The sequence below is a fragment of the Vibrio sp. JZG10 genome (assembly GCF_054064075.1).
In genome coordinates this window covers 32,834-45,181 of sequence record NZ_JBSUGE010000007.1, presented here as the reverse complement: position 1 = coordinate 45,181, position 12,348 = coordinate 32,834, and the positions used below count along the sequence as shown (strand labels likewise).

General features: G+C 41.7%; 18 protein-coding genes. 12 read left to right on the top strand and 6 right to left on the bottom strand.

Translation table 11 applies throughout. The annotated features are described in order from the left end of the window. Nucleotides 1-116 precede the first annotated feature (116 nt). Complete coding sequence (locus tag ACWYVB_RS10005; RefSeq protein ID WP_457528868.1) at nucleotides 117-959, top strand: hypothetical protein; 843 nt, start codon at nucleotides 117-119, stop codon at nucleotides 957-959. 57 nt (nucleotides 960-1,016) lie between these two features. Here ACWYVB_RS10005 and ACWYVB_RS10000 read toward each other — a convergent pair whose 3' ends face one another. From ACWYVB_RS10000 to ACWYVB_RS09980, 5 genes are all read right to left on the bottom strand, one after another. Then, nucleotides 1,017-2,435 (bottom strand): KAP family P-loop NTPase fold protein, encoded by a 1,419-nt coding sequence (locus tag ACWYVB_RS10000; protein WP_457528866.1) that lies wholly within the window; start codon nucleotides 2,433-2,435, stop codon nucleotides 1,017-1,019. Nucleotides 2,436-2,518: 83 nt separating this feature from the next. Further along, nucleotides 2,519-3,322: a hypothetical protein gene (locus ACWYVB_RS09995; RefSeq protein ID WP_457528864.1), complete on the bottom strand. Its 804-nt coding sequence runs from the start codon at nucleotides 3,320-3,322 to the stop codon at nucleotides 2,519-2,521. Between the two features lie 15 nt (nucleotides 3,323-3,337). Further along, nucleotides 3,338-4,252: a DUF6414 family protein gene (locus tag ACWYVB_RS09990; RefSeq protein WP_457528862.1), complete on the bottom strand. Its 915-nt coding sequence runs from the start codon at nucleotides 4,250-4,252 to the stop codon at nucleotides 3,338-3,340. A gap of 177 nt (nucleotides 4,253-4,429) precedes the next feature. Further along, nucleotides 4,430-4,855 carry a hypothetical protein gene (locus tag ACWYVB_RS09985; protein ID WP_457528860.1) on the bottom strand — a complete coding sequence of 142 codons (426 nt, stop codon included), beginning with the start codon at nucleotides 4,853-4,855 and terminating at the stop codon, nucleotides 4,430-4,432. Then, complete coding sequence (locus tag ACWYVB_RS09980) at nucleotides 4,855-5,496, bottom strand: phage repressor protein CI (protein ID WP_457528858.1); 642 nt, start codon at nucleotides 5,494-5,496, stop codon at nucleotides 4,855-4,857. Before ACWYVB_RS09980 ends, ACWYVB_RS09985 begins: the two co-directional genes overlap by 1 nt. Nucleotides 5,497-5,644: 148 nt before the next feature. Here ACWYVB_RS09980 and ACWYVB_RS09975 point away from each other — a divergent pair, with 148 nt between their 5' ends. From ACWYVB_RS09975 to ACWYVB_RS09925, 11 genes are all read left to right on the top strand, one after another. Beyond that, on the top strand, nucleotides 5,645-5,857 hold the full coding sequence (locus ACWYVB_RS09975; protein WP_017821157.1) for a hypothetical protein: 213 nt from the start codon (nucleotides 5,645-5,647) through the stop codon (nucleotides 5,855-5,857). Nucleotides 5,858-5,967: 110 nt separating this feature from the next. Then, entirely contained in the window at nucleotides 5,968-6,507 is a 540-nt protein-coding gene (locus tag ACWYVB_RS09970; protein ID WP_457528855.1) for a phage regulatory CII family protein, read from the top strand. Between the two features lie 9 nt (nucleotides 6,508-6,516). Next, nucleotides 6,517-6,852, top strand: a complete 336-nt coding sequence (locus tag ACWYVB_RS09965) for a hypothetical protein (RefSeq protein WP_457528853.1) — start codon at nucleotides 6,517-6,519, stop codon at nucleotides 6,850-6,852. 62 nt (nucleotides 6,853-6,914) lie between these two features. Next, nucleotides 6,915-7,202, top strand: a complete 288-nt coding sequence (locus tag ACWYVB_RS09960; RefSeq protein ID WP_069515556.1) for a hypothetical protein — start codon at nucleotides 6,915-6,917, stop codon at nucleotides 7,200-7,202. Then, entirely contained in the window at nucleotides 7,199-7,420 is a 222-nt protein-coding gene (locus ACWYVB_RS09955; RefSeq protein ID WP_208623535.1) for a hypothetical protein, read from the top strand. The genes ACWYVB_RS09960 and ACWYVB_RS09955 overlap by 4 nt, the downstream gene beginning before the upstream one ends. Beyond that, nucleotides 7,402-7,629, top strand: a complete 228-nt coding sequence (locus ACWYVB_RS09950) for a hypothetical protein (RefSeq protein WP_457528852.1) — start codon at nucleotides 7,402-7,404, stop codon at nucleotides 7,627-7,629. The genes ACWYVB_RS09955 and ACWYVB_RS09950 overlap by 19 nt, the downstream gene beginning before the upstream one ends. Next, nucleotides 7,626-7,865: a hypothetical protein gene (locus tag ACWYVB_RS09945; protein ID WP_054576242.1), complete on the top strand. Its 240-nt coding sequence runs from the start codon at nucleotides 7,626-7,628 to the stop codon at nucleotides 7,863-7,865. Before ACWYVB_RS09950 ends, ACWYVB_RS09945 begins: the two co-directional genes overlap by 4 nt. Continuing rightward, nucleotides 7,852-9,954 carry a rolling circle replication-associated protein gene (locus tag ACWYVB_RS09940; protein WP_268979308.1) on the top strand — a complete coding sequence of 701 codons (2,103 nt, stop codon included), beginning with the start codon at nucleotides 7,852-7,854 and terminating at the stop codon, nucleotides 9,952-9,954. The genes ACWYVB_RS09945 and ACWYVB_RS09940 overlap by 14 nt, the downstream gene beginning before the upstream one ends. A 124-nt stretch (nucleotides 9,955-10,078) precedes the next feature. Continuing rightward, nucleotides 10,079-10,813, top strand: a complete 735-nt coding sequence (locus ACWYVB_RS09935) for an AHH domain-containing protein (protein WP_318080032.1) — start codon at nucleotides 10,079-10,081, stop codon at nucleotides 10,811-10,813. Then, complete coding sequence (locus tag ACWYVB_RS09930; protein ID WP_268979306.1) at nucleotides 10,810-11,385, top strand: hypothetical protein; 576 nt, start codon at nucleotides 10,810-10,812, stop codon at nucleotides 11,383-11,385. Before ACWYVB_RS09935 ends, ACWYVB_RS09930 begins: the two co-directional genes overlap by 4 nt. Nucleotides 11,386-11,537: 152 nt before the next feature. Continuing rightward, on the top strand, nucleotides 11,538-11,762 hold the full coding sequence (locus ACWYVB_RS09925; protein WP_182034166.1) for a hypothetical protein: 225 nt from the start codon (nucleotides 11,538-11,540) through the stop codon (nucleotides 11,760-11,762). A gap of 4 nt (nucleotides 11,763-11,766) precedes the next feature. On the opposite strand, the gene ACWYVB_RS09920 is transcribed toward ACWYVB_RS09925, so the two are convergent. Continuing rightward, nucleotides 11,767-12,018: an ogr/Delta-like zinc finger family protein gene (locus ACWYVB_RS09920; RefSeq protein ID WP_079765352.1), complete on the bottom strand. Its 252-nt coding sequence runs from the start codon at nucleotides 12,016-12,018 to the stop codon at nucleotides 11,767-11,769. Nucleotides 12,019-12,348: the final 330 nt, after the last annotated feature.

The window sequence follows — 12,348 nt, the reverse complement described above, 5'->3', positions numbered from 1 at the left end:
CGGTTTGACCGATACACAAATTGCTGATAAATCGGGATTAGTACGGTAGTGTATGTGTTGAGGTGAGTATGCTTGTTTGCACCTATAGGGAAGATGAGTCGGATTGTACAACGGAAATGTATGAAGATGATCCGGGTAAATTTCGAGGATTAATTGACTGCAAAGCTTGTGGAGAAAAAGCTTGGTTTGTTAAGGGATATAAGACAGAAAAAATCGACCGTATGGCATGTTTTGGTGCTCGCCATAAACCTAATTGCGACGCTTCGACGGTATTGATGAAACCTGATGGGGAAGATGAATCAGCGGGAGAAGGAGATTTATCTTCTGATATTCGTGTTGATCTAGATAAAGCCAACAACAACTCATTGTATGTATCTCAAGATAACGGCAAGCACGGTGAAGAGGAATCAACACGAGTAACGGCAAGGCCGGCATCTGGTGTTGGTTCTGGCTCAGGCTTCCCACTAAATAAATCTTTGAGGGCGCTGTTAACAAACCTATGTCGTAACCCCAATTATGCGGATAAGGGGCAGACGATTAACATTGTGACGGACGGTGGAAGAGAGATCATTAAAGGTCAACTTGCAGACTTCTTAGTTCCCATATCAGAAGCAAATGACAAGCACACAGGAAAAGAATACATATTCTGGGGTCCCATAAACAACTTGAACGTTGATAATAATGGAGTCCTTTGGCTGAATTATGGTGACTATAGGACTGAACCTAGCATAAGACTTAGACCAGAGTTAAAAGACCAGCTCCTTAGAAACTTTAAGATTAAAGATGTTGGTGAGCTCGATGGTTCAGATGTGATAGTCGTTGGCCATGTTGGAATCTCTCCCAATAATAAAGCTATCATTTCCACTGGTTTCACCAAGTATCTATCATTCCGTAAAATGAATGTGGTAGCTGAAGATGAGGCCGTAAAAGAAGAGCATAGCAATTCAGGCACTTCTTAGGTCGAAGTATCTCTCCATTCTGAATAAATGAGCCCCTCGTTAATGGGGCTTTTGTTTTTATTCAAAATGCCCAGCCAAATTTAGTATTTTACTGTAACCGTCTTTATTTGCGGGAGTTCCCATTGGGTTGAGGCGGTATGCATCACAAACGATGTAAATACCGTTGCTTTGATTGTGAGACGGTAAAGTAGAAAGGTTGTCTATACTAAACTTATCTGCGTTCTGGTTTAGAGATAGCAACATGTATCGTAACGCATTTTCAAATTGTATTATTAACGTTGTATTGATTTTCAAAGGTTTAACGTTATTATTTTTCGGTAACAGATAGTCTTTATCCTCAGCACTATTTTGATTTTCATGTCGATAAGGTAAAACGGCACTTTTTATAAACTTGTTGAAGCTTTGTGGATGCAGTCTCTTTAGAACTGAGAGTAAAACTAATGGGATGATTTTAAAGCTTTTGTTTCCGGTTGATTTTGCTACCTCTATATCTTGTATCACTTTGTCGATTTCACGAAGTGACGTCATATTGTGCCACTCGAATATCCCCACGAGGAAATCAAGTAAGAAAGGTGCATCAAATTCAAAGTCAGACTCGACTATTGGTGACAGTCGAGAGACCAAGTATTCTGCCATGCTTGGAGCCGGTAACGTTACGGTCTTATGAAAAAATCGGCTTAGATATGAGTACGCATCGAAGCCTTCACCGTAAACTGCCTTAACAGAATGTTGGAGCTGTTCGGTATCTGTAGCGATGACAAATACGAAGTTTTTAGTATTAAAGAAGTGCTTAACACTCTCGATTATCTCGATGGCGTAGCTTGGTCTGCAGCGATCGAGCTCATCTATAAGTACGTAGACAGGATACTGTTTTGGGTTTGGAGCTTTTTCGTATGTATCTACGAAAGCTTTCGCCAGTTTTACAAGTACTTCTTGGAAGGCTTCGATTCCTTCAACTCTTTGTCTTTGTTCTAGAATATCTTTTAAGATGTCTTTTAATGCGTCGCCACACTCTTTCTCAGCTATTTCTATACCAAACTGCTTATTGATATCTTCGATTAGGGACTCATCTTCAGGAGTTCCTGTTTTGTGTTTCAAGTACCCAACGAGGAGGGAAGGGACGGACTTTCGAATAAAATAGCTACCTTTATCAAATAACGATTTTATTAACTCTTCATTGCCAGCTATTGGGTTAGCTAATTGGGCATGAAAGCAGTCAATTAGCGCCAGCATCGCATCTTTGGAAAAGTCCGAACGCCAGGCATCAAAATAAATTGTTGGGTGATCTTTGGATAGTTCGTTGTACCAGCATCGTAAGAAAGTCGTTTTACCAGCCCCCCATTCAGCATTTAGGTTAATTACGTAGCCTTCTTCAGCTTTGGTGTTCAGGAAAGCAGTAAGGTAGTTTGCAAACGGCTTTCTATCAATCAGTTCATACTTTTCGAATGTTTCTTCTTTAGGTACAACGATACTCATAGAACTTCCCAATTAATCTTTTTCTTACCGAATCTCTGTAGCCAATATTGTTCGCGAGTTACTATTCATTTCCAAACGCTAGCCTAAGTAAGGCTTATTTCTAATACCCAAGCGATAAATAAAGAGATGTTTAAAATCAATGGAACACAAAGGTCAAATATTGACTTTTGGGTCAGTAATGCACCAATGAGTGGCTTGAGCCTAAGGTGTGTAAGTTTAAACTTATACATCTTACTTTTGATGAAACTTGCTTTGTACTCTTCTCGATCTTCCTCATCAAAAAATCGATCGAACCCCCATTTATTACGAGTATTTTCATTGTTGAAACATGCCCCTTCAACTTCAACATCGGGGTCTGATGAGCTGATTATTTCTTCAAACTGATAGTCTGTAGTATGTATAAGAGAGAAATAGAAAACGCCTACTTTTAGATATTCACCGGGACGTTTGCCTGGTTCGAAATTGTAGCCAACAATGTCTATTTTTCGTTGAGGTGAATTGACAATTTTTACTTCATAAGAAGCGTCTTGAAGAAATATAGCTTCCTTTATAAATTTCTTCCCTGTTGGTCCTCTTAATCCCTCGTACAAAGACTTAAACCATTGCTCGCGGATAAGAGTAGCGTTGTGCAAAGAGTATCGATACATCGCATAAAAACTCAACGCCCAATATAGATAAACCAAATACTCAGGGTGCTTAAAGTTTACGGTAGGAAACCAAGGGATAGCGATTTTCGTATTAGTTAGCTCTACACCAATTACCAAGTGTATCGCACCAATACAAAAGAGAACCATTAGGCCTTTTGCTGACTCAGTAAATGATGGGTCTGTAACTTTATCTATAGGATTGATAGCCGCCTCCTGACTACGGAAATAGAACGATACCATTGAAGTAGGTGTTGTTTACAGTTCAGTGTAAATAGCAATTGGTTCAATGATTATCTCGTTATCTCCTTTTTGTCCGAAAGTTTGCTCAAGTTCATACATATTCTCAGCCATTCCGATCATATGGCGTAACATGTTTTCACCTTCAGGAATTTCCTTAACATCTGGGTCTTGCGTCCCATCTGCGTGACTGATAAACCCCAAAACAGTGAATTCTTTTGCAGTCTTCCTTGAGTACTTTCGATAAATGTTTTTTAGAGGTTCTCTTAAATAATCATGTGTTAGACAAGTGGAAAAAATGACATCGTTAACTTGTTGCTGGAAACGAACGATATCATCGCCAAAATTGCCTATGATAGTTTCGAATCCTGCTATTGCACGTGGAGGGAGGCCTGATGTCATCTCCACTATTCGTTCTTTTATCAACTTGTCTAATTTAGATTGCAGTTCTCTAGTTTCTTTACTTTTGTTGTTTTGAGCTTTAAGTATTTCTAGTGTTTGCAACTGCTCAGTTAGGGGAAGTACAGCGATCGCTTCACCAATTTTTGCATAGTTGCTGAATAAAGTTTGAATTTCAGCCATGTCAACGAATTTGCCTTTTGCACGAATGCGAATAAAAGACTTATCTGTTGTACAAATGTCATCAAAAGTGAGTGTTTCGATACCTACGTCTAGCAAGCGTTTAGATTGCTCAAGTTCACTTTCAAACAAATTGAACGAATGATCATGAAGGAACTTCTTAGTAGTAGATGAGGAGGTTTCTTTGATTACGTCAGCGATAACACGGCCTGAAAACAGCTTACCTTGCTGCTTTTCTTCATCGCTAATGGAATAATTTTGTTCGTTTAGAACGTACTCTGTTATGCCTTCAAATAGTTGTGATGAAAATGAATATAATTTGGGCTCATTCAAATAAAGGAAGTTTTTAATCATGTCTTTTTGTTAACCTACTACGTTCCTTGAAGCGTTCTCTAGCTTCTTTATGTTTTTCCGCTCTTTCGGATATGAATTCTTGACGAGAGCGAACACGTTGCGTGTCTATGTAAGACCAAGCAGCAACAATAAGGCCTGCGATAGTACTAATAACTGTTAGTGCAACTACGATGATGTTTAGCATGCTGGCTGCTCTCCTGAGGTAGGGGCTTCTATTTTGACTGAGAGGCGTTTAAAGACGCTATGAGCCAGTATAAAAGAAACAACCGCAATAATCATTGAGCAATATTTGAGCGTGTTCGCATTAAGTAATGTAGATTCAGCTTCTGTTGTTAGCTGGGCTAGAGTTAGCAAGCCAAAGACAAAAACAAAACCTATGGAGGTGAAATTCATCTTTGTCTTCCAGTCTTTATTTGCTGACATGTGCTCGAGCTCATTTAAGATCGAGATATGCATGACAAACCCAAAAGCAATGAAGTCGGTTGCTGAAAACCACTCGATTTCTACATTGAAGAGGAGATTAGCTAACAAGCGAGCTCCGATAGGTAATATCCCAACCCCTACGGTATAAGCTAGCCATTTTGTTTTCTTAGTGCCAGCCATCACTCTTTCCTCAACGCCACCGCCACGCGGCCAATTACTTTTATATCTTTTTCTGAAACTTCAACGGTGCTTTCACCAAACACAACAGCCAGTTTTTTGCCTGGTAAGCGCTGGATATGGTTGATCGACAAAGTACCGTCAATATCTATTAAATATTTGCCCGAGGCAGGATTCGTAGAGCCTTTATCAACAAGATATAAAGCTTCATTTGTTTCAACTTCAATCGTCGCGTCAGCATTTAGGTTGAAGCTGTTAAATCTGCGGATAGCGTAGGGCAGTTCACCAGTATCTAAAAGCTCTCCATTGGTTAAGCAATAGCTTTTGATCTGTACTGAGTTGTGTTGAGGTGAAGCTGTAGCGTTTGCTTCTTCGGCAGTACATTTTGTCGCTGAGTGAGCCTTAAACCGGTCTTCTGGCTTTAACGCTAAATCCACCATTGGGATTCCCAAAGCTAAATGAGCTCTAACCATGAGTTCATGGGAAGTTCGATTATGAGTATTCCAAGTGCTGAAAGTGCTTTTGGGTACGCCATATACGAACGCCATTTCTTGAAAGTTCTTACATCCTGTCAAATTCTTCAAATTTTCTGTGAAATCAGTGCCTTTCAAATAATCGAAAGGTTCTATTTTACGAATGCTCATGGCTTAAAGTTCTCGTTTTCGAATTAATTTGTCATTTTTTGTTGAAAGTTCGAGAATGACGATCAATAATTCTTATGTGTTTCGGAAGTCACGCCGACCAAAGCAAGAGACAACCGAAGAAGATAGACATAAGTACAAGGATATCACCATGTTAACGTACAAGATACCTCCACTAAGTCCATATGTGACTTACGAAGAATACTCTCGCCTGACTGGTTTACCTATGGGCACCATCAAGCAATACGTGACTGAAGGTCGCGTTATCATCAAACCAAAAGACAAACGCCGCGATAAGCCATTGATTAACATGGTTGCTATGCACGAAATGGCGGCACGTGAAGCCATTGCTGCGCTAGGGTAAGTCATGGTTTTTACCTCTCATGTTCCAACTCAAACGCACAGTCCAATGTGGCTAGATGTGTTCGCGTTGGTTGTCATTCTCGTACCGCCTTTCATGTAAGAGTGTGGATCATGGACGCAAATATCGCTATGTGCGGATTCCGCGAACGCAAACAGCAATCTTTTAACGCTGCATGCTGCGACTTCGCTATTAATCATAATATGGAAAAGCTGGCTCCATGCATCGGCCTAACTGGGAGAATGCTGCGTAACAAGCTAAACCCAGAACAGCCTCACAAACTAGATCCAGTGGATTTGGCATTGCTGAGCAAAGAATCCGGCGATTACACCATTGTGAACACACTCTTTGCTGACCTAGGTGTCGTGACGGTTCAGTTACCTCAAGACGGGGAAGATAAGAACCTTTTAGAGCGCACGTTACTTAACAACCAATATTCAGGTGAGCTGTCTAGCGATGCAATGCACATGTGCAGTGCAGACCGTTTACCTCGCAGTCAAAAGCGCAAAACCATTGCCAAGGTTCAAGCGGCCATCGGCAACTTGGTTTTGTTCGTCAACGATTTAGAAAACCGCACCACCGGCTTTCAGCCACTCATGCAAATGGGCACAGATTTCCTAGCCAACGGTGCGCCACTTCCAGGCTTAGCCTAAGGAGAACCTATGAGTCAGTTAGCTATTCAACAAGAACAACAAAAGCAAATCCCCAACGCCAGCGAGAGCATTGCTGCCTGTAAAGCGTTGTTCAATGGTTCCGCTACACGCGGCAAGTTGAAGCAGTTGTGGAACGGTATGCCACCACGTTTTCGCGGTATGGTTTTAATCGCCGGTGATCTGAAAGCATCGGAGCATGTGCGAGAGTTTGAAAGCTTTAATGATTTGGAGCTTCAAAAAATCCGTAACGGCATGCAACAGATTAAAGAAATCGCGACGTTGTTCGATCGCAATCTTGGTGACGTTCGACGCCTCAAGCATTACCAACTCAGTAGTACGCATTAATTCTCCAAGCCTTTGCCCCTGTAACAGGGGGCTTTTTTCGTCTTAGCGTAGGAGCATAAAAGATGAATCTAAATGAAGTTGCAAACAAACTCGCTATCCAAACAACCATCAATAGTCTGTTCGCTTTGGCGTTGGATAGCTCAGACGTCATCAGTATTCGTATCGAGTACTCATCAAAAATGAGCCTTCTCAACGTGATTGTGTTCGACGAAAACACAACGAATCACGCTCACAACGTTGTGTTGGTTGATAAAGAGCGTGCGCTTGAAGAGCTACTGAACATTGAAGATTACCTGATTGAACGCATTGCTGTTCGCCGTGATCAAATTGAATCGGAGGATGCAGCATGAGTAATAGTTCGAGTGAAGCCAACCAGTTAATCGAAATGTTGAAAGACCGATTGGAAGAGTGTTGTGACTGCATCGAAGCTGGCTATGAGATTACGCGTTCTGCCGGATACACGACTATTGATGCCGAGTTAACGGTGGAAGGCGGGCGCTCTTTTATTGATGAGGCGAGTAGCTTCTTAGAAGAACAGGAGCGTGCGTCATGCAATACGCCGCAATAATGCTTTGCCCAGATGGCGGCATCATCCGCCATGAAGACACGAAAGAAGTCGCCAATGTAATGGTTGGCGACTTTGACTCGTTAGACCAAGCGATCGAACAAGCGTGTGTATCCCTCAGTTGCACTCATTTAACCAAAGGCGTTTTGAGCAAAGGCAATGGGAAAGGCGGCTTTTTGTTGGTAACGACCCAAGAACTGGAGGCGGTATGAAAAATAAAAGGATCACTTCAGTTAGTGTCGGTGATGATGTCATTCAAATTTTGGAAGGACGAACAAAGACATATGAAAAGTGTGCTATTGCATATTTTGCTGGGCCGGAAGGATGGGGCATAACCATGACTATTCGACTTGAAGAGGTCGAAGGTTTTCTGAAGTCTCCTGATACACAGAGACTATTTGTTAAGTTTTCGAAAGAAAAATTAGGGATAGAGTATGAACCAGTCTGACCTTCTCTATATCGGCGGGGCAGTGATGCCCCTTGACCGAATCAAAAATAATGACGCCAGCTATAAAGCTGGTTTTTTAGGTTCCAAAATTTACTCAGACCAAGAACAAGCACTTCTAGATAGTGGAATGGTCAAAAAAATAGCGATATATGACCGCGTTCCCAATCGAAAGTCTAAGCGCGAGCGAGATCTTCAAGAGCGAACTGACTTCTATAAATCAGTAAATTATCTCTCGGAACACGACCGCGAAGCGGCGGCGAGAATCGCCGAAGAGTATAGGCTAGTCAAAGGGCGCAAAAGTCCGACAGAGAAATTTCGCCACAGAAAAGACAAGCAAATTAAGCAATTGATGAGTCTGAGCAAGTCTCTACGCCCTAAAAGTATCATCAGCAATGCCGACGCCAACTTTAGCCATGATGCTTTGTATGAAACGAACGAGCGCTCCAAACCTGCCATTCTCAATCAGAATGGAAAACGAGGACAAGGCGAACCTAAAAAGATTCCTATTTCAATGCAGCTAATGCACCGGTCTTGGAATGAAACTTATAAGTTTCAGGCAGTAACCGAAACGCCATCTAGTGCTGCGCCTGCGGAAAACAATGGTGAGAGGTTCTCGGAAAAGCTGACGTCCCGTTCAGTTTCTAAAATCTTTGAGGCAGGGGCTTACACTGCAGCTTGCCATGGTGGTTTCTCTACTTTTCTGACGCTGACTTTCACCAAGGCACAACGGATGGCCATATTCGGTGGAATGTTGGATGGAAGTGAGTGTGTCAGTATGGGATCGCATCACCCAATAATCTATAAGCGCAACATGGTGACAATACATCCCAAGCGTGGCGAAAAGAAAGTTGACCAACCAATAACGGATATTGGTGGAGAATACTGGCTGTTTCCAACCTCAGATAGTAAGCGTGTTAAAGCTATGAACCAGGGCAATGTCATAGTCGGCCCATATTGCGATCTTAAGCAAAAGCCCAAGCAAGAGTTCTCGATGGAAAAAACTTTAGAGACAACAATAGGTAAAGAAGTCTCTCGTTTTCTTGATGGTGCAAAGAAAATGTATCAACGCGGCTGGGTTGCGGACCATACCATCCAAGTTGATAAAGATAGTGGACGAAAGTACTGCGACTTATCTCAGGAGAAAGTTGCTAAACATGTTCAGTCTGGCGATGTTGGCCCGACTAATTTGCCTGCTGATTTCCATTACATATGGGTAGCCGAGTGTCCAGCCAATGAAGATGGAGAGCCTAATCCGCACGTTCATATTTTGCTACGTTGGACGGTACCAGAGCATCTCTTTAGTCCTTGGGCTAAGCGACTTGAAAAAATATGGGGGCATGGATTTGCGAAATTAGAGCGAATCAAAAAGCCAAAAGCCGCCGGTTCTTACATCATCAAAGCAGTCGGTTATGCCGCTAAAGGTGAAAATGCTGACCAAGGGCTAATCAAGGGAAATCGATACAATATCGCGAAGTGCTCAAGAGCTCCTGCCTGGGAAACTCTTGCTTCGTTTGAAGCTGGCAATATGACCGCAATAATTAAGGAGTTGGGCTATAAACTTGAGCAATGGAAAAAGCCAATTAAGCGGCAAATCCGCAAGCTACGAAATGCCAAAGAGCAAACCATCAAAGCTAAAGCCATTGCCAAAAAGCAGCAGAAATCTGAGGAGTATCAGAACAAGCTTTATCAGAGAATCATCCGTTTGGAAAAGCAGGCCGAAAAGCTGAGTCAGAACTTGCATAACAGAGGCGTGCACGTGAATACGAGCAATCGTTTCTGCATTACGTTTGAAGGAGAACTGGCGAAGGATAAAGTAGACAAGTTTATGGTTTGGGCTGCTGGTGCAAGAGGGTGGTCATTGAACTGCAGGGATTTGGACCTGAGCGATATAAAACAAGACGCGAGTCACTTCTATCAATCTGAATATCAGCGATTTAAGGAGAATCAGTCCTATTGGCAATCACTATTACATGAATCTATACCACACATGGAAGTTGATGAAAGTGAGCTTTCTTATTGGTATAGCATTACGGCAGATTATCTCGAGGGGCGGCTTTTGCCTGTGTGTCGTCGGGTTGAAAAAAATTAAATTTGAGACTTATATCGAAAAAGAGCTGCTAGTACGGTTGCTTATATTCCATATGAACTATTGAGTGTTTACTCGTCGAACTGTCAAATGCTAAACAGCACTCTAGTAGTAAGTGGAGTGAATGATGAAAACTAATTTAAGCACCGCGGGATATAAATCGAATAGGCCTAGTGAACCTACAGCAGCAGAGCTAGCACTCGATAGGTTTGAAACATTGGTTACTGATTTCTACGAAAAATATCGCAAGAAGCCGTCAGTGGTGCAATCAAAAGAGCAAAAGGAAAGGCTTTTACAAGCAGAGGCTGAAGATCTAGCTTTCTTAAAGAAAAAAAGAATACAGCTCATAGCGCATGCCAAAGCGGAGGAGCTACAATTAAAGCTAGCAGCGTATACTGCTAGTAATAATACTAAAACAGCCAATGAATTAGCCGCAGAGAAGCATCATCCAACAAGAATGTTAGCGAATAATTTGACGGCTGCAGGTGAACCAAAACCGACCAGAAGGCATGAGCCTCATCATATTATTCCAGGGAAAGGTCAATACAAGTTAACTGATATGAGAAGAATTCGTCTGAATCTTCATATGCATAAAATAGGCATAAATGCTGCTGAGAATGGTGTATGGCTCATGAACTTTGCCAAGAATATTGACTTGAACTGGGAGTCACCCAATTCGCCGGCACATAGGTCGATTCATACATCTAATTATGAAACATGGATTAGCACTCGCTTTGCAGCTTTTGAGACAAAGATGCACGTATTTAAAGCAAACTTGCTTCAGGTGAAAATGAATTTAAAAAATGGAACCCACCCACCTGAAATATTACAAAGTATTGATAAGAATTGGAAAGGTGTATGACGGTTTATAGGATTGCAGATAAGTTGGATGAGTATCAGGCGATTAGTACGTTTCCCGATGATGTCGCTGTTCAGTTAGGTGATTTTGAACTGTTTGAACGAATTTTGTTACAGGCAGCAGAAAACGATTCATTATCAGATATTTGGCAGGACGTCGAAGTGCAGTTTACTGATGTTCTGAACAAAAACTCTCTTGTACCTGATGTCAGCCTCTGGATGAGAACATATCTTGTTCTATCTCCCAAAGCTTTTGATGTTCTTTATCAGGAACTCAAAAAAGGTGGAGAGTTTTTACCTGTTCGGTGCAATGGCTCTCAGTGGTATTTCTACACGACTTTTCAGTTTGGCTTAGAAGACAAGCAAAAGTGTATTGAAAAGATTGAATATGGCTATCCCGCAGGTTTGGAAGTCTTGGTCTTTGATGAGCAAGATTTAGAAGATAAGTTAATTTTCAAATCTAAGATGGAAAAAGCGGGTACTCTTTATTGCACCGATAAGTTCAAGTCTCTTTGCGAAAAACATCAGTTTGATAGCATAAGGTTTTCTTCAAGTTTGACGAATCCATTTGGTTAGATTTTACGCGAAAGGTATAAAGCTCTTTACTTTCTGCTAAGTGAAAGTAAAGAGCTTTATCGACATAGCAGAATGATGATAAGCACCAATCAACACTAGAAAGCTGTATAGATATACAGTATATTTTACTGGTGACTGATAAGGGTGTTGATATGTCGAACAAAAATCAAAACGATATCTTGTTGTCTGCTTTAGAAATCGTCATTGATGGTGTGGCTAATAGTGAGGCGACAGAGAGAACTCGAGCAGCTGGTGCGTATATCGCAGGCTTAATACTTGCGGATGCAAAGGGGCAATTAGACACCAAAAAACAACAAGCCATCTTGAGTATTATCGAGATGGCTTGCGAAACGGAGAGTACTGCGTTTATGTCGTAGTAATTTACAACATAGATAATTGATGTTTGAGCTGTTGCCGTGCCTCTGGCGGCAACGCCTTACACAAATTGAATGCCAGTTGGCTTGTCGTTTTCGCCGATGGGCTCAACGTATGGCTATAAGACAAATTCATCACAAAGGTGTGCCCACATTCAGGGTCACTGCAGCTGCAATACAAATCTGAATGACTGTTAGTTAAGCGGTTCGATTTTTGGATTCGACTTTTGCTGCCACACTCCGGACACAACACTCTCATATAAAATACCTAGCTTATTGACTGACTTAATAATCATACGTCAAAAGGCTGTGTTTTTATACAGTTTTACGGCTCTTCTAACCCAAGTTCAACCTCTTAGACTACCTATACTATTCTCTTATCAAAGGGCAGTTCGCTTGTGAAAATCTGCCACGTAAAGGAGCGAGCGCGTGGCGTAAAATGCACTCCTCCTCCCCACCTGCGACGTTTTCGATCTAGAAAATTTTGAAATTCCTCTGAATGCAAAAAGCTAGGGGGTAGGGCTGCCCACAAACAAACGCTAAACCCTTTTGTAGTAAAGGATTCAAGGTTACTTAAACACCGCTGAGA

Coding starts and splice junctions, on each gene's coding strand:
- ACWYVB_RS10005 (WP_457528868.1), top strand. CDS start 117: ATGTATGAAGATGATCCGGGTAAATTTCGAGGATTAATTGACTGCAAA.
- ACWYVB_RS10000 (WP_457528866.1), bottom strand. CDS start 2,435: ATGAGTATCGTTGTACCTAAAGAAGAAACATTCGAAAAGTATGAACTG.
- ACWYVB_RS09995 (WP_457528864.1), bottom strand. CDS start 3,322: ATGGTATCGTTCTATTTCCGTAGTCAGGAGGCGGCTATCAATCCTATA.
- ACWYVB_RS09990 (WP_457528862.1), bottom strand. CDS start 4,252: ATGATTAAAAACTTCCTTTATTTGAATGAGCCCAAATTATATTCATTT.
- ACWYVB_RS09985 (WP_457528860.1), bottom strand. CDS start 4,855: ATGGCTGGCACTAAGAAAACAAAATGGCTAGCTTATACCGTAGGGGTT.
- ACWYVB_RS09980 (WP_457528858.1), bottom strand. CDS start 5,496: ATGAGCATTCGTAAAATAGAACCTTTCGATTATTTGAAAGGCACTGAT.
- ACWYVB_RS09975 (WP_017821157.1), top strand. CDS start 5,645: ATGTTAACGTACAAGATACCTCCACTAAGTCCATATGTGACTTACGAA.
- ACWYVB_RS09970 (WP_457528855.1), top strand. CDS start 5,968: ATGGACGCAAATATCGCTATGTGCGGATTCCGCGAACGCAAACAGCAA.
- ACWYVB_RS09965 (WP_457528853.1), top strand. CDS start 6,517: ATGAGTCAGTTAGCTATTCAACAAGAACAACAAAAGCAAATCCCCAAC.
- ACWYVB_RS09960 (WP_069515556.1), top strand. CDS start 6,915: ATGAATCTAAATGAAGTTGCAAACAAACTCGCTATCCAAACAACCATC.
- ACWYVB_RS09955 (WP_208623535.1), top strand. CDS start 7,199: ATGAGTAATAGTTCGAGTGAAGCCAACCAGTTAATCGAAATGTTGAAA.
- ACWYVB_RS09950 (WP_457528852.1), top strand. CDS start 7,402: ATGCAATACGCCGCAATAATGCTTTGCCCAGATGGCGGCATCATCCGC.
- ACWYVB_RS09945 (WP_054576242.1), top strand. CDS start 7,626: ATGAAAAATAAAAGGATCACTTCAGTTAGTGTCGGTGATGATGTCATT.
- ACWYVB_RS09940 (WP_268979308.1), top strand. CDS start 7,852: ATGAACCAGTCTGACCTTCTCTATATCGGCGGGGCAGTGATGCCCCTT.
- ACWYVB_RS09935 (WP_318080032.1), top strand. CDS start 10,079: ATGAAAACTAATTTAAGCACCGCGGGATATAAATCGAATAGGCCTAGT.
- ACWYVB_RS09930 (WP_268979306.1), top strand. CDS start 10,810: ATGACGGTTTATAGGATTGCAGATAAGTTGGATGAGTATCAGGCGATT.
- ACWYVB_RS09925 (WP_182034166.1), top strand. CDS start 11,538: ATGTCGAACAAAAATCAAAACGATATCTTGTTGTCTGCTTTAGAAATC.
- ACWYVB_RS09920 (WP_079765352.1), bottom strand. CDS start 12,018: ATGAGAGTGTTGTGTCCGGAGTGTGGCAGCAAAAGTCGAATCCAAAAA.